The 13,295-nt window shown below is 45.2% G+C and carries 18 protein-coding genes; 7 read left to right on the forward strand and 11 right to left on the reverse strand.

Annotation, left to right across the window (positions count from 1 at the left end):
* Positions 1–333: 333 nt before the first annotated feature.
* Genes OH461_RS11270 through OH461_RS11280 form a run of 3 tightly spaced genes read left to right on the forward strand, consistent with a single transcriptional unit; the run spans position 334 to position 3,696 of the window.
* A complete protein-coding gene (locus OH461_RS11270; RefSeq protein ID WP_270020715.1) occupies positions 334–1,041 on the forward strand; it encodes a response regulator transcription factor in 708 nt (235 codons plus the stop codon).
* The gene (locus tag OH461_RS11275; RefSeq protein WP_270020716.1) at positions 1,031–2,461 is read left to right on the forward strand and encodes an ATP-binding protein; all 1,431 of its coding nucleotides are present in this window, start codon (positions 1,031–1,033) and stop codon (positions 2,459–2,461) included. Before OH461_RS11270 ends, OH461_RS11275 begins: the two co-directional genes overlap by 11 nt.
* A 2-nt stretch (positions 2,462–2,463) precedes the next feature.
* Positions 2,464–3,696, forward strand: a complete 1,233-nt coding sequence (locus OH461_RS11280) for an ABC transporter substrate-binding protein (protein ID WP_270020717.1) — start codon at positions 2,464–2,466, stop codon at positions 3,694–3,696.
* Positions 3,697–3,763: 67 nt separating this feature from the next.
* On the opposite strand, the gene OH461_RS11285 is transcribed toward OH461_RS11280, so the two are convergent.
* The 3 genes from OH461_RS11285 to OH461_RS11295 form a co-directional block, all read right to left on the reverse strand.
* On the reverse strand, positions 3,764–4,273 hold the full coding sequence (locus tag OH461_RS11285) for a MerR family transcriptional regulator (protein WP_270020718.1): 510 nt from the start codon (positions 4,271–4,273) through the stop codon (positions 3,764–3,766).
* A 67-nt stretch (positions 4,274–4,340) separates the two neighbouring features.
* Positions 4,341–5,024: an MOSC domain-containing protein gene (locus tag OH461_RS11290; protein ID WP_270020719.1), complete on the reverse strand. Its 684-nt coding sequence runs from the start codon at positions 5,022–5,024 to the stop codon at positions 4,341–4,343.
* Positions 5,025–5,095: 71 nt separating this feature from the next.
* Positions 5,096–5,494, reverse strand: coding sequence for a PaaI family thioesterase (locus OH461_RS11295; protein ID WP_270020720.1), 399 nt, complete (start codon positions 5,492–5,494; stop codon positions 5,096–5,098).
* Between the two features lie 25 nt (positions 5,495–5,519).
* Here OH461_RS11295 and OH461_RS11300 point away from each other — a divergent pair, with 25 nt between their 5' ends.
* Positions 5,520–5,798, forward strand: coding sequence for a DUF134 domain-containing protein (locus tag OH461_RS11300; protein ID WP_270020721.1), 279 nt, complete (start codon positions 5,520–5,522; stop codon positions 5,796–5,798).
* Here OH461_RS11300 and nqrM read toward each other — a convergent pair.
* The 3 genes from nqrM to OH461_RS11315 all read right to left on the reverse strand — a co-directional run bounded on the left by nqrM (position 5,752) and on the right by OH461_RS11315 (position 7,164).
* Positions 5,752–5,985: a (Na+)-NQR maturation NqrM gene (nqrM, locus tag OH461_RS11305; RefSeq protein ID WP_270020722.1), complete on the reverse strand. Its 234-nt coding sequence runs from the start codon at positions 5,983–5,985 to the stop codon at positions 5,752–5,754. The two genes, OH461_RS11300 and nqrM, sit on opposite strands and share 47 nt — an antisense overlap.
* Entirely contained in the window at positions 5,982–6,428 is a 447-nt protein-coding gene (locus tag OH461_RS11310; RefSeq protein WP_270020723.1) for a NifB/NifX family molybdenum-iron cluster-binding protein, read from the reverse strand. The genes nqrM and OH461_RS11310 overlap by 4 nt, the downstream gene beginning before the upstream one ends.
* A 106-nt stretch (positions 6,429–6,534) precedes the next feature.
* Positions 6,535–7,164: a 3'-5' exonuclease gene (locus tag OH461_RS11315; RefSeq protein ID WP_270020830.1), complete on the reverse strand. Its 630-nt coding sequence runs from the start codon at positions 7,162–7,164 to the stop codon at positions 6,535–6,537.
* A 486-nt stretch (positions 7,165–7,650) separates the two neighbouring features.
* Here OH461_RS11315 and OH461_RS11320 point away from each other — a divergent pair, with 486 nt between their 5' ends.
* The gene (locus tag OH461_RS11320) at positions 7,651–9,744 is read left to right on the forward strand and encodes a methyl-accepting chemotaxis protein (protein WP_270020724.1); all 2,094 of its coding nucleotides are present in this window, start codon (positions 7,651–7,653) and stop codon (positions 9,742–9,744) included.
* Between the two features lie 34 nt (positions 9,745–9,778).
* On the opposite strand, the gene OH461_RS11325 is transcribed toward OH461_RS11320, so the two are convergent.
* Positions 9,779–9,955, reverse strand: coding sequence for a hypothetical protein (locus OH461_RS11325; RefSeq protein WP_270020725.1), 177 nt, complete (start codon positions 9,953–9,955; stop codon positions 9,779–9,781).
* Between the two features lies 1 nt (position 9,956).
* Between OH461_RS11325 and OH461_RS11330 the strand changes: the two genes are divergently transcribed.
* Positions 9,957–10,664 carry a DUF3592 domain-containing protein gene (locus tag OH461_RS11330; protein WP_270020726.1) on the forward strand — a complete coding sequence of 236 codons (708 nt, stop codon included), beginning with the start codon at positions 9,957–9,959 and terminating at the stop codon, positions 10,662–10,664.
* 66 nt (positions 10,665–10,730) lie between these two features.
* On the opposite strand, the gene OH461_RS11335 is transcribed toward OH461_RS11330, so the two are convergent.
* Positions 10,731–11,144 carry a GFA family protein gene (locus OH461_RS11335; protein ID WP_270020727.1) on the reverse strand — a complete coding sequence of 138 codons (414 nt, stop codon included), beginning with the start codon at positions 11,142–11,144 and terminating at the stop codon, positions 10,731–10,733.
* Positions 11,145–11,272: 128 nt separating this feature from the next.
* The gene (locus OH461_RS11340) at positions 11,273–11,590 is read right to left on the reverse strand and encodes a helix-turn-helix domain-containing protein (protein WP_270020728.1); all 318 of its coding nucleotides are present in this window, start codon (positions 11,588–11,590) and stop codon (positions 11,273–11,275) included.
* 199 nt (positions 11,591–11,789) lie between these two features.
* On the opposite strand from OH461_RS11340, the gene OH461_RS11345 reads away from it, so the two are divergent.
* Positions 11,790–12,068: a hypothetical protein gene (locus OH461_RS11345; RefSeq protein WP_270020729.1), complete on the forward strand. Its 279-nt coding sequence runs from the start codon at positions 11,790–11,792 to the stop codon at positions 12,066–12,068.
* Positions 12,069–12,157: 89 nt separating this feature from the next.
* Here the strand turns inward: OH461_RS11345 and OH461_RS11350 are convergent, their stop codons facing one another.
* Together OH461_RS11350 and OH461_RS11355 are read right to left on the reverse strand one after the other, a co-directional pair.
* Positions 12,158–12,586, reverse strand: coding sequence for a VOC family protein (locus OH461_RS11350; protein WP_270020831.1), 429 nt, complete (start codon positions 12,584–12,586; stop codon positions 12,158–12,160).
* 7 nt (positions 12,587–12,593) lie between these two features.
* Positions 12,594–13,235, reverse strand: a complete 642-nt coding sequence (locus tag OH461_RS11355) for a glutathione S-transferase family protein (RefSeq protein ID WP_270020730.1) — start codon at positions 13,233–13,235, stop codon at positions 12,594–12,596.
* Positions 13,236–13,295: the final 60 nt, after the last annotated feature.

Consider the following 13,295-nt stretch of genomic DNA (forward strand, 5'->3'; position numbering starts at 1 on the left):
ACCTCATTTGAGGTTGGCTAAAGTTCTTACCACTTCTAAGCTGGGGGTTCAGGAGCGGGTAAGAATGGACAATTGCCCCTATCATTCGTTTTGCGAGGATGAGGACGAATGTTCTGATAGAGTCCACATTCAGAATACGGCAATCATGACCGAAAAAGGTTACAAAAATCCTCTCATTTGTAAGAGCCCACTTACAAAAAAAACCAATCCCCATCCAGTAAATCACACACTGTTACTTTGAGATATTTATGCGTAATGGCATCATAATCAGGGCGTTAATATCAGTAGTTAACGGCTAATCAGACAACGAAAGGTTGCGAAAAGAAGGGCAGCATGACAGGTAAACAGATCCTTGTAGTCGACGATAACCTCGACCTACGCGAAGCATTAACCGATTACCTAGGTAAAGCTGGGTTCGATGTCCTTGGCGCTGAAAATGGCGAGGCCATGTGGAAAGTGCTTGAACAGCATCAACCAGACCTCATCATCCTCGATATAATGATGCCCGGTGATGATGGTTTCACGCTTTGCCAACAACTGCGCAGAACCTCTAATGTGCCAATCATCATGCTTACCGCCGTCACCGAAGAAGCTGACCGAGTCGCAGGGCTTGAAATGGGGGCTGATGACTACATTACCAAATCATTTAGCCCGCGAGAGCTGCTTGCTCGCATCAAAACCATCCTACGTCGTAGTATTACCACGCAGAGTGCCAAACTTGCCCGCCGCGTAAAGTTTGATGAATGGCAACTTGATACCGTCACCCGACAGCTCACCCACATCAGTAACAACACCGTCAAACAGCTCAGCGGTGCTGACATGTCTCTACTAGGGCTGTTTATCTCTAACGCGGAATCCATCCTCTCACGTGATGACATCGCGCGTGAAATCTGGGGGCGTGACGCAGACCCTTTTGAGCGCGGTATCGACGTTCAAATTAGTCGATTACGCCACCATTTAGATGACAAAGATCGCTCTCTGATCCTAACGGTTCGCAACAAAGGCTATATGCTGACATCCGGTGTTGTGTATGAAAGCTAAGCCATGGTTAAACTCTTTAGCCACGCGAGCAAGTTTATTCCTTCTCGCGGTGATTTTGCTCGCTCAAATACTGGCAGGTTTGATTTGGTATCAACACAGCAGTGAAAAAGATCAAGAAGGGTTAAAAACCACCGTCAACAGCCTCGCAATGAGTGCGGCTTCAACCATTTCGTTTTTCCAAACGTTACCACCCGAGTATCGCCACTTGGTATTGAACCAACTGCGCAATATGGGTGGTACTCGGTTTTTCGTTTCACTAAATAACCACCAAATTCCCGTATCGCCGCTTCCTGAAAGCCGACGCAAGACCATGGTCATCGACGAAGTACAACAAGTACTGTTGAGTGAGCTAAAAGATGCACCAACCATCAATGTGGAGTTCACCCGCCGCGATAAGCTCAAGGTATTCAATAAAGAGCTTCCTATTGATGAGCTGCCCATGCTGTGGGGACATTACTCCCTCTCTTACGGCGATCTCAATCCGCCTATTTTGGTCATTCAAGTCAAAGTGGATGACAACGCATGGTTCTACCTTGCGGCCGTGCTACCGGCACCATACATCAATTTAGAAACCAGCTACTTTGAAATCCGCGAGTGGTTCACCATGCTGCTTTCATCGTTACTGCTACTCATCTGTACATGGTTTGTTGTCAAACGAGAAATACGCCCAATCCGACAGCTGGCTAAAGCAGCGACGCTAATGTCGAGCCGATTAAAAGTCCCAGAAGTAAAAGAAGAAGGCAGCGCGGAACTTAGAGCAGCAGTACACGCATTCAATAAAATGAACCGCCGTATAGACAGCCACATCAAAGACCGAGAAATGCTGTTTGGCGCGATTTCTCATGATTTAAAAACACCAATCGCGTGCCTTAAACTGCGTGCTGAAATGTTAGATGATGATACCGAACGCGAGCGATTTAGCCGTATTGCCAACGACTTAGATCTGATGGTCAAAGGCGCATTGCAATGCATTAAAGAGACCGACATTCATGAAGATATTGAGGCGATCGATTTACATCAACTTGTCCTTCATATTGCAGCCTCTCTCGACCCAGACAATCAAACTATTAGCATCCATAACGACGCGGTACAGCCTTATGCCGGTAAGCCATTAGCCATCAAACGCTGCATTCAAAACTTGGTCGATAACGCACTCAAATACGGCAATCAATGCGATATCTATCTACAAGAAGATGTGGACTCTATCCGCGTCATTATCGAAGACCATGGTCAACAACTCGACCCAACAACACTGGAAAAGCTTTGCCAACCTTATTACCGAGGAAAAAGCGACAAACCGGGCAATGGTCTGGGATTAACCATTTCACAAAGTATTGCAAAAGCCCATGGAGGCAGTTTGTCACTAAGTATGACAACCCGTGGTGGCCTGTGCGCCACGTTGGCCTTCCCTAGAGATTAACTATGAAAAAAACCATTTTAGGCTTAATGCTAGCAAGCCTCTCAGCCTCATCCTTGGCTGACGTAGAGTTTCTTCACTGGTGGACATCAAAAGGCGAAATTAAGTCTCTTGATGTCCTCGAAAAGCAACTCTTAAAACATGATATCCCACTGCAACATTCGCCAATACTTGGCGGTGGTGGCGATACAGCGATGACGGTTCTGCAAGCCAGAGCCTTGGCTGGCAACACGCCCGATGTGGCGCAAATAGAAGGCCCAAGCATCAAAGCATGGGATGCCGTTGGTATTGTTCACTCGGTGAATGAAACCGGAATCAAACATGACTGGGATACCCATTTATACCCGTTAAGCGTAGCAATCAACAAAACCGATACTGGCTATGTTGCATTGCCAATTACCCTGCACCGCCTCAATTGGATGTGGGTTAACCACCAACTATTGGCTCAGTTAGAGCTGAACGTACCCAAAACATGGCCAGAAATGTTCAACGCCATGGAAAAGGCCAAGCAAGCGAATATCATTCCGCTCGCTATTGGCGAAGAAGCATGGCAAGTGGCGACCTTATTTGAAAGTTTGGTCATCGCCGCTGGTGGCGTCGATTTTTATTACAAGTCTTTGGTCGAGCTTAAAAGCGACCATATCGACTCAGATCAAATGCGCTTTGCTCTCAAGCAACTGCGTAAGATTTCGAATCTAATCGACACTCAGCAACCGAACCAAAACTGGGACACTGCAACCAAAGCTTTGGCGAGCAACCAAGCATTATTTCAACTAGGTGGCGATTGGATCTTAGGCGACCTGATGGCTTCAGATGTTAACGTCCCACAACAGATCGGTTGTTACCCTGCCCCACAATCGCACAACGCGTTTTTGTATAACATGGACAGTTTTATCTTCATGGCTGCGCCTGACTTCACTCAGCAGCAAGCAAATCAAGTTGCCGATATCTTGGCAGACAAAGCATTCCAAGCCGAGTTCAATCGCGTTAAAGGCTCAATCCCTGTCAGAACCGATATCGACTTATCAGGCTTTAACCCATGCCAAGTGCAATCCCATAACGACTTCGAAGAAGCGGTCAAAAACCGGCTCGCCATTCCTAGTATGACAGATTCAATGGCAGTCAACCCCGTGGCTCAGCAAGCGATTAACTCAGAGATTTTCCGCTATTATCGCAACGCCGAAGTGACCGAAGATGAGGTGCTGCGACGCATTATATCTATCGCGCAAAGTACTTAAACTCAACTCGAGATAGCTAAAATAAAAAAGCCACTGCAATTGCAGTGGCTTATCAAATTAGATGAAGTTAAAGCTTACGGATGCTTTCGATTTCTGGCGCTTCGATGCCGAGCGATTCCAAAAACTTCTGATGCTCCTGTGGTTCCATTTCTTCAAACTTTTGGTGCCACTTGATCATGTCTCGCTCACTAAAGCCAGCCGCTTGCATGATTTCTACCCAGCGTTGTTTCGTCACTATCTTATCCTCGAGTAAATTCGGTTCTTGCAGCAATACCACGATGGCTTTTTGCTGCGCTCGTAGATGCTGAATCTCTTGCTCTAACTGATTAAAATGCTCTTTAAGCAATTGAGTTTGAGACTGCCCACTTCGATCCAACAAAGAACGAATACTAGTGATCGGTAACCCATAAGAACGATAAGAGGTGATATTTTTGAGTCTATCGAGCTCTTTACGACCATACCAACGATAACCGTTGTCGCCACGGCTAGCAGGTAGCAACAACTGCTCTTTCTCGTAATAAAGAATCGTCGTTCTCGATATGCCGCACTCTCGTGCTAGCTGAGTGACTGTGTACATAGCATTACCCTTTGTTGTTCGAGATGTCATCTTCAACCCTTTACTAGTAGACGAGTCAACACTCTTTTTATGCGTGGCCTAACAAGCGAAAATTCCAGTTCTCCACTTCACCGGTAGCAAGCCGTTTTTCAACCGTCGCACGCCAGTTTGCACTGAGTTTATCTTGCGCAAGTAGTGTCTGTAGCCCTTTCGGATTCAGAGGGTCAGCAAAGTAAATGTCACACACCTGTTTTATCGACATTGCGTTATCTGGCCTTTCCACTAACACTAAAGGTAACGTGCTGTTCACCACTCCCGGCTTTATCACGCGGTATAACCAACCACAGCGACTGATGTCTTGCATATCTACCGACAGCCCTTCTACGCCCCAACGCTGATTGAGTTTCGCACAAGGTGAGCGTGGCTGACTGACTTCAATGATCGCCTCACCCCATTGATAGCGGTCACCAATACAGACTTGATGCTCAAGCATACCCTTGGTACTGATGTTTTCTCCCATACCCGGTGCTAGCCAATCACTATCACTTCGATACTTACTTTGCCAATGCTGATAGTGTTCCGATGGGTATTGATGCAACGCGCGCTCCACGCCACCATGGAACTTAGTTTCTGCGCACTCGTCGCCCTCTAGCCCTGTCTCTGAGAGATAAACATCACCGGCGATTTCTTGCTTATCCATCGCGGTGCGCATACCAAATTTTTCTGCAACTTTACCTGCAAAGATGGCTTCAATTGGATGGGATTGACTCATTTGGGCTCCTTGCTCAAGCGAATTAATAGATTCACTTATAGGCTAACACCGCAAGGCTACATTCCCCAGCGCTAAGTTTGGATGAAACGACTTTTTGCTGATGAGCATAACTGCTCACCGCAGTAGATATGGCTCTCTAGTTGATAGAGCTTGCGCTTTTGATTCACCAATCTCGCCTGAATCACTATAGGTTTCTGTAAAGGAACCGGGTGATGAAAGCGCACGTCGATACTCGCAGTCATCGCTTCAACACCAAGCGAAAACAAACAATGTAACATCGCGCTATCATGCAAGGCTGAAATCAAACCGCCCTGCATAACGCCCTGATAGCCTTGTACTTTATCACTTGCTACAATCTGCGCTTGCACTGAGCCAGTTTGTGTCAGTTCAAACTGTATGGTTTGTTCGCCAAAAAAAGGCTGACTGCACACAACACACTGGCAATGGCTCTGCGGAATCAAAAAAGTCATATCACTACTCTAAACTAGGTATCCAATGGCACGACCAAAAATACATCGTGAAATTTGCACTCAAGCACCATACAGTTGCTTCAAGCCCAATGGCGTCCCTATGGGAAAGCTAGACCAAGTGCACTTATTAGCAGAAGAACTAGAAGCGCTCCGCCTCGCTGATGATCAAGGACTTAGTCAATTGGAAGCCGCAGAAATCATGCAGGTATCACGACAAACATTCGGCAATATTGTTAAGTCCGCTCGTAAAAAAGTGGCTAACTGTTTGGTGAATGGTCACGCGCTAATGCTGGAGAAGCCGTAGGCTCGCTGATTTGATATAGCTTAGGTTGATGCTGCGCGCACACCTCTACACAATTGCACTCCCGCTCTATATCAATACTTGATAACCCACCACAGCTACCTTGAATCGGCTTACGCTTTGCCATGACTCCTACCGCCATTAAACCGATAACCATCATAAATGCCGTAAAAGCGATCAACCAAATCATGGTTTAATCACCTTAAAGGCACGAAATGACGCCGGGGTAATAGGAGTAAGCTTTTGATGACTTGCCTGCGAATGGCCTTTGCTACCACAGCCGCTGCGTTGAGTTTTACGCGGCGCTTTGGCGTAACTCATTTCAGTCACGGGAGTGAGTAACTGCGCGGTCAAATCTTCAACACTTTGTTTTCTAGGTGCAGAAAACACCTCAACACCTTGATTAAAAAGACCACTCAACATTTTACTGCCGATGGTATTCACTACCACCGCCGTCACTTGATGCTGTTTTAGTGTCTGGTGCCAGAATTTCTTGCTACCACACTGCGAAGGACTACTTGGCACCGAGATACGGCTAATCAAGCCAAGCTTTTGGTCAAGAATGGCAATCTCTGGCGCACGCGCAAAATGCGGAGCCACATTGCCATTGAGATAAGGGATGGCATAAATCATTTGGGTATTCCTCAATACAAATACCCAGACAATATACGCCCAGTTATTGGCATATGCCAGAAATGAAAAATGAAAACTTACGTTTTACTTGAGAGTGAGTGGGCGACTAACCCGCCTTTAATGCGTGCTTCTTTAACATTATGGCAACCGAAGCTTTAGGCGTTTTTCCGATTTTGGTCATCAACTCAAAACTTGGTTGCTCAATACCATGCTCTGCTTGTAAGCACTCGATTTGAACCTTCCACAGCTTTGCTGTGACTTCAGCATCCGCTAACGCACGGTGAAAGACACCATCATTATCAATCCGATGGAAAGCGACCAAATCACCCAATTTGTGCGAAGTGGCTTGTTGCGTTAAACGACGTGAAACCAACAAAGAGCATGCGAACTGACCGGGATAATCACGCTTAATCAAGGCTAACTCGCCGTCTAAAAATCGCTGATCAAAAGAAGCATTATGCGCAACCAAATTGCTGTCTTGAATAAAGTCTGCAAATTGATCCATTACTTCGGCGCAGCTTGGGGCATCGCTTAGCATTGCGTTGGTAATGCCGGTGTAACCTTCAATGAAGCGGCTAACGCGAAACCCAGGGTTCATCAAACTTTGGAAACGATCGACAACTTGGCCTTTTTCCAATTTGACCGCACCAATTTCAATCGCCCTGTCTCCCTGATTAGGAGAAAGACCCGTAGTTTCAAAATCGAGGACGATGACAGAATCAGCAGATGGTTCTATATACACAACATTACCCAAACAAAAACAAATCAACGCAGAAGTTTACTCGTTAAATGCGTAAAGAGGAATCAACAGATTTAGGCGGTATGAATGAAATGGCAACAAGACATTCAACACATTGACAAAGTCATCATCTAGAACATTATTTAATCAAAATAAAAATTGATTTAACGCATAAAAATACCACTTTAGGATGACAAAGTTTTGGCTATTCTCTTTTTGCCTTTTACCGTTTCTGGCACAAAAAAGACGTCACAAACCCCAAATTAACCACATATAAACAACAAGTTAATTAAACGGATAACCAAGAAAAACCATGTTCACTGCTGCCAATTTTCAGGCGAACCATCTCAGCCATTAACAACTTAACATCGACCATTCATAATCAATTACTTAACAGCATATTGTATTCATTTATCCTCGATATAATGGGTCGATTTTAATAAAAACCCCAAACTAAGACGTTTTAGAAAGGTTCATTAAGCAATGTTTAATACTATTCGAACACGTATTGCGGTGAGCGCTGGTGCAGCAATGGCTTTCACTTTGCTGATCGCAATGGTCATCACAACCAACGCGTTTACTAACGTAAACCAACAAATCGCAGCTAAGGTTTCTGACCAGCTGACTGATGCAACCCAATCTAACCTACTCTCTATGGCATCAGAGCAAGGCAAAAGTATCGCGAACCAACTGTTTCCGGTTACCGCGAACCTCGATCAACTGCGCTCTATTATCGAGCAAAGTGCAGCAGATGGCCTAGGTGCAGATCTATTAGTGAAGCAGTTCATCGCGTCATTAAAAGCACAAGATGAAGCGGTATTCGCTGGCTACATGGTGTGGGAAGAGAAAACATGGCTGCCTGAAAGCGAAGCCAATGCCTCTGAAGCGATCAACAGCCAAGGCTACCTGTCGCCATTTTTCTCGCCAAATGCTCAAGGCGGTTTTGATGCAGTGGCAATGGAGAGCTTTTCTAATACTGAACTGAACTCAAGTGGCGAACGCAAAGACGACTGGCACTTAATGCCATTTGAAACGGGCGAAACCTTCGTGATGGAGCCCTACATGTACCCAGTTCGTGGTAAGCAAGAGCTGATCACAACCATCAGCCAACCTATCGTAGTCAACGGTAAAATCATTGGCTCACTGGGTTTAGATTTAGCCCTTAACGAACTGCAAGGCCAAGCTGAAACATTGGCTCGCGATCTATTCGATGGTGAAGGTTCTATCATCATTTCATCTTGGCAAGGTGCAACCTTAGCCAACAGCGATAAAGCCGATAGCGTAGGTAAAAAAGTGCCTGCGGATCTATTTTCTCAGTGGTCTAAAGTTCAATCTCTAGCGACGCAAAGTGATATTGGTCTAGTTACCGTCAACGGCCGTGAATACGCCATGACGTCGGTCGATACCTCTGGTGCACCTTGGATCGTGATTGTGTCTGTACCTACCTCAGTACTAAAAGAGAGCATCTCTCAGTTCATTACTTGGGAAGAAGAGATGAACAGCCAAGCAATTCAGCAAGGTGTGTACTCAGGCCTAGCCGCAATGATCGTCGGTATCATTGTTATGACGCTGATCGCCAACTCTCTAGGTAAGGTATTGGTTAACTTGGTTGAGCGCTTTAAAGACGTAGCGCAGGGCGAAGGTGATTTAACGTATCGCATCGACGTGAAAGGTAAAGATGAAACCGCACAACTGGCTCATTGGTTCAACTCATTCTTAGCGCGTATGCAGGAGATGATCGCAACGGCAAAGCAAACGGCGGTACAAGTCGATTCGAGTGCCACTAAAGGTCAAGCAAGTGCAAATGAGTCAAAAGAGAAACTCAACAGCCAGCTTAACGAGGTAAACTCACTTGCAACCGCGATCAACGAGATGACTGCGGCGGCGCAAGAAGTGGCTAACTCGGCAGTACAAGCAGCGACTGCCGCTAGCCAAGTACAAACCAATAGCGTGAACGGTATGTCACGTATGGATAATGCTGCAAGCGCGGTTGATGACCTAGCTCAGCAGGTTAACCATGCCCAAGAGCAAACTCTCAACTTGGCCGAATCCAGTGCAGGCATCCAAGGTATCCTGTCTGAAATTGGTGGTATTGCAGAGCAAACTAACTTACTTGCATTGAACGCAGCAATTGAAGCAGCACGCGCCGGTGAAGCGGGCCGAGGCTTTGCGGTTGTGGCTGATGAAGTACGTAATCTTGCTAACCGCACGCAAACATCGACTGAAGAGATTCGCACTATGTTGGCGCGTCTAGAGCAAGACACACAATCGATCGTCGTATTAATGCAGCAAAGTCAGCAGCAAGCGAGCGATACCAAAGATGAAACGCAAGCCGCGCAAATCGCATTGGCTGAGATCAACCAAGCGATCGATGTGATTAACGATATGAACAACCAAATTGCATCCGCAGCGGAAGAGCAGAGCCTAGTGGCTGAAGAGATCAACCGTAACGTAGTGATCATCAATGACACAGCGGTCGATGTGATGGATAGCATGACAGCCTCTGTTGATATTAGCCATGAGCTATCAGACAACGCCTCAGAGCTTCACACAGAGCTAGATCGCTTTAAGATCTAACTAACATTATGACCCTACTCAAACGCCAATCAGGTTACGCTTGATTGGCGTTTTTCTTTCTTATCGCCATTCCCCATGGCCTAAGAGTTGGGCTGCATATCACATCAAGCCAACTCCACTGCCCATATACAAGCCTTTCCTCTAGCCAGAAAATAACAAAGTAACGAGAATACGCCCATAACTTGCCATCTTTAACCCTAGAAACATTCATTATGAAAACACCACCCGCTGTTAAGTTTTTCTTTCTCACAATTGGTTTAACTGCATTAACTGTGGCCGGATTTTGGTTTAAACACACTGCTGACTATATTAGCCAATCTAGCCTAGCGGAGGGGACAGTGGTCGATTTGACCTATTCAGGCACGACCTCTCAAGGTAACGGTGTTTACTTACCTGTCATTACTTTTGAAACCAAACAAGGTAAGGACATTCGCTTTGTTGGCGGATATGGCGCGAATCCCCCCATGCACGAAGTGGGCGAGCAAATCACAGTCATCTATCCACACGCATCCCCGAACCAAGCTGAGATCAAAGGCTTCTTTTCTCTTTGGGGAGGAAGCTCAATCCTATTTGGCATTGGGTTAGTATTCTTTTCAATTGGTGCTGTGATGCTGTATTTCTCTTCTAAGAGTAAACGAAGAGCAGCTCATCTTAAGCTTCATGGCACTACTATTAACGCGACCATAAAATATGTAATGGTCAATGATCGTGTGTCTGTTAACGGTAAGAACCCATATCAAATTCAAGCAGAATGGAAAAATCCCACGACAGGATTACACCTACAGTTTCTGAGTGACAATATTTGGGTTAATCCTGTTGAGCATCTCAAATCTGACCAAATTCAAGTGCTGATAGATATGCAAGATACTACCTTATACCATGTCGACGTGAGCTTTTTACCCAAACCAAAAAGCGAGTAGTAAAAACAACGATTGTAAATAAAAATGGCGGAATCATTCGATTCCGCCATTTTTATTTGCAACTATCTAAGGCTGAGCTTCAAATACTTTTACATTCTCAGGTATCTGATACCAAGAGACTTTTTCTTTCACCCAAACGTGCACTGTTGGTTCAAAGATTCCTTCAGGGTCGGCGTCTACAGGCTTAAGCTTTAGTTTGAGCATGCTGGGGTCATCTGGATTAAAGTGGTAAATACGATTACCACAACCTGTACAAAACTTAGCGTGATTGCGATTTCCGCTGTCTGACATGCGACCCCACTCTGCAAGCTCCCCTGTAAATTCAATATCTTGCTCGGCAACCATTGCTGTCACACTAAAAGGTGCTGTCGCGAGTTTTTGGCATTCTTTACAGTGACAAGCGGCGACCATTTTCGGTGGCGCTTTCAATGTGTAGCTTACTTGACCACATTGGCATGAGACATTAATCGGGTATTGCATTGCGTTCCTCCTGAACATTAGGCTGTCTACTATCACCACCTTGAGGTGGTTGTTTTTTATTCAGCCTACTATTCGCCATTCACTTTTAAAACGCAACGACTTTAGAGCACAACCTATTTAGAAAACGGTTATTTATCTTTGTTAGCGACCAAAAACAAAAACTTAACCAGCATCGCCTGTGCCTCTTGGTTTAGTAATCGACTTGCAGCAGTCACATCTTCAGCGGTCACTTGCTGCGTGTCGCGAATATCGAGCGCGATATCTAAATCTGTCATTTTCATTGCCCGAATAATAGAGCGATATTGGGAGATTTTCATATCCGACTCTCCGCGCTCTATTCTTTGGTAGGTTTTTAAGCTCATTCCCGCAATATTGGCGATATCAACTCGGCTTAACCCTGCACTTTTTCTCCGATTAATAATGGCCTGAACTATCGGATCAACCATACTCCCCTCCCCCGTAGATGGACAATATTGTCCTTAATTCAGCAATAACTAGACCATGTTAACCAGCCTGTATTTACCGCAAATGCAACCAGTATGAGAATGACCTCCCGTATAAATTTATTATTTATCAAGAACTTTATAAATCATGGAAAGAGACAATAAAAATACTGATGCAATTTGCGAAAGCTCACTTTGCGAAATGCAAAATTTGTTTAATCAATTGATTGCACAATTTGAACAGGCTTCGAACGGTAACCTCGAGCAATTAATTGCTCGATTAAAGGTATCTCAGCACCGATTTCTCACCTATAAAGAGCTGCTTATTCACCGGGAACTTCTCGATGAATCGGAGGTATTGATCGCCTATACCCACCTTTCTAAAGCAGAAAAGCAGTTGGCAAAATTAGGCTTAGAGGCTATTTCATTCACCATTGATGCGCTAGAAGCCAAAGTCACTGAGTTAAGACCAAACAACTAGCGCACAATAATGAACAAAGCCAAGTGTCACAGCGGTTCCCCCCTAAACACTTGGCTTTTATTTGATTGGTTTCAATCGGAATTGGCTGACTACTCGATCACTAAGCTGCCATCTTCTCTAAAATCCCAACAATCTCCGTAGGCAATCTCCCACAAGTGCCCATCGAGGTCAGAAAAATAACCACTATAGCCTCCCCAAAAGACATCTTGAGCCGGTTTCTCTAGTAGACCGCCCGCTTCTACCGCCGCAGCCAATACTTGGTCAACCTCTTGTTTACTACGCGTATTGTGGGCGAGGGTAATACCGCTAAAACCTTCTCGATGACCGACATATTTTGGCGAGACATCACGGGCTAATGCGTTCATTGGGTACAAGGCTAAACACACGCCTCCTGTTTTAAAGAAGACAATACCTTCTTCTGGCGAGTACGACGTGGGAAAACCCAACTTGGTATAAAACTCATAAGACGCTTTGAGGTCTTTAACGCCCAAAGTAATTATGCTGATTCTTGGTTCCATCATGGCCTCACTGTTTGAATGGCGTTAAATCAATAGCTTCTATCTCTGCCACCTCAACGATCGTCGGGTGCGAAGCCAAATTGGCTAAGTAACGAGATAAGTGCTTAAAGTGTAATGGTGATTTTTCTACAGGCAAGCACCACCCAGCTAACATGAACAAAAAGAAGTCACACGCCGTCAACTGCTCGCCCAATAAATAAGTGTTACCAACGAGCTGCTCATCAATCACTGCTAATGATTCGGCGATGCGCACATCTTGCGCTTGAATAAGAGCGGGAATGGCTAGTTGATCGGTAATATTTCGCTCTGGGTAATAGCGTACCATCAATTGGGTTTGTAGCGTGTTGTTTAAATACGTGAGCCACTGAAAGAACAGCGGACGTTGCTTACTGCCTATAGGGGGAATCAAGCTACTATTTGGAAACTGTTCGCACAGATGAATGCATATCGCCGGGCTTTCAAATATCGCTTGGTCGTTGTCAATCAACGTGGGAATACGCCCCGCTGGATTTAACTTCAAATACTCAGGTGTTTTGTGTCTATTCAACTTCTTATCAATCAACACCAATTCATATTCAGCTTGAACAAAGCGTAAAATCAAATGCGGCGCTAAACTCGCATTATTTGGGTAATAGAAAAGCTGATACATACTGACACTCCATACCAATGCGCGATAACGAACCCATCCACACGCTCTTATAAGGGGAAA

The sequence above is a fragment of the Vibrio sp. LaRot3 genome (genome assembly GCF_027587025.1).
Classification (GTDB): Bacteria; Pseudomonadota; Gammaproteobacteria; order Enterobacterales; family Vibrionaceae; genus Vibrio.

Bases quoted from the DNA above. Each gene is read 5' to 3' on its own strand.
- OH461_RS11310 (WP_270020723.1), bottom strand. From the start codon at position 6,428: ATGATTTATGCCATCCCTTATCTCAATGGCAATGTGGCTCCGCATTTT.
- OH461_RS11295 (WP_270020720.1), bottom strand. From the start codon at position 5,494: ATGACTTTTTTGATTCCGCAGAGCCATTGCCAGTGTGTTGTGTGCAGT.
- OH461_RS11320 (WP_270020724.1), top strand. From the start codon at position 7,651: ATGTTTAATACTATTCGAACACGTATTGCGGTGAGCGCTGGTGCAGCA.
- OH461_RS11290 (WP_270020719.1), bottom strand. From the start codon at position 5,024: ATGAGTCAATCCCATCCAATTGAAGCCATCTTTGCAGGTAAAGTTGCA.
- OH461_RS11340 (WP_270020728.1), bottom strand. From the start codon at position 11,590: ATGGTTGATCCGATAGTTCAGGCCATTATTAATCGGAGAAAAAGTGCA.
- OH461_RS11275 (WP_270020716.1), top strand. From the start codon at position 1,031: ATGAAAGCTAAGCCATGGTTAAACTCTTTAGCCACGCGAGCAAGTTTA.
- OH461_RS11280 (WP_270020717.1), top strand. From the start codon at position 2,464: ATGAAAAAAACCATTTTAGGCTTAATGCTAGCAAGCCTCTCAGCCTCA.
- OH461_RS11355 (WP_270020730.1), bottom strand. From the start codon at position 13,235: ATGTATCAGCTTTTCTATTACCCAAATAATGCGAGTTTAGCGCCGCAT.
- OH461_RS11330 (WP_270020726.1), top strand. From the start codon at position 9,957: ATGAAAACACCACCCGCTGTTAAGTTTTTCTTTCTCACAATTGGTTTA.
- OH461_RS11335 (WP_270020727.1), bottom strand. From the start codon at position 11,144: ATGCAATACCCGATTAATGTCTCATGCCAATGTGGTCAAGTAAGCTAC.
- OH461_RS11345 (WP_270020729.1), top strand. From the start codon at position 11,790: ATGCAAAATTTGTTTAATCAATTGATTGCACAATTTGAACAGGCTTCG.
- OH461_RS11285 (WP_270020718.1), bottom strand. From the start codon at position 4,273: ATGTACACAGTCACTCAGCTAGCACGAGAGTGCGGCATATCGAGAACG.
- OH461_RS11325 (WP_270020725.1), bottom strand. From the start codon at position 9,955: ATGAATGTTTCTAGGGTTAAAGATGGCAAGTTATGGGCGTATTCTCGT.
- nqrM (WP_270020722.1), bottom strand. From the start codon at position 5,985: ATGATTTGGTTGATCGCTTTTACGGCATTTATGATGGTTATCGGTTTA.
- OH461_RS11350 (WP_270020831.1), bottom strand. From the start codon at position 12,586: ATGGAACCAAGAATCAGCATAATTACTTTGGGCGTTAAAGACCTCAAA.
- OH461_RS11300 (WP_270020721.1), top strand. From the start codon at position 5,520: ATGGCACGACCAAAAATACATCGTGAAATTTGCACTCAAGCACCATAC.
- OH461_RS11270 (WP_270020715.1), top strand. From the start codon at position 334: ATGACAGGTAAACAGATCCTTGTAGTCGACGATAACCTCGACCTACGC.